The 353-nt window shown below is 60.3% G+C and carries 1 pseudogene; it reads right to left on the reverse strand.

What is annotated here, in order from left to right:
• Nucleotides 1–258 (reverse strand): annotated as a pseudogene (locus AB4Y32_RS40510) (alpha/beta fold hydrolase); the annotation flags it as partial.
• Between the last annotated feature and the right edge of the window lie 95 nt (nt 259–353).

The following is a 353-nucleotide window of genomic DNA, read 5'->3' on the forward strand; positions in this document are numbered from 1 at the left end:
ACCGGGCAGCAATACGAGCGGCTCGCCCTTGCCGCCGACGACATAGTGCAACCGCACGCCGTTCACCGTTGCATAGCCATTTCTGAATCCGGGCAGCGACTTCACCAGCGTACCGTCTGATACGTCGTTCTTTGCGCTCACAGGCTTGCGCGCATGCGTTGCGACGTGCGACTCCGTTGCAGACGGCTGTGCGTAGCCGAGGGAAGCAGTTGTGATCAGCGCCGCAACGACGATGCTCGCGGAGCCGGTCCTGATCATTGCTTTCAAAACAAGTTCTCCTTCGATACAGGGGCAGTTCGAGATTCGCGGGATCACGCAGCCTGCGTGCGCAGATCGTCGGAACCCTGGTCGTT

The sequence above is a fragment of the Paraburkholderia phymatum genome (assembly GCF_040965635.1).
Taxonomy (GTDB): Bacteria; Pseudomonadota; Gammaproteobacteria; order Burkholderiales; family Burkholderiaceae; genus Paraburkholderia; species Paraburkholderia phymatum_B.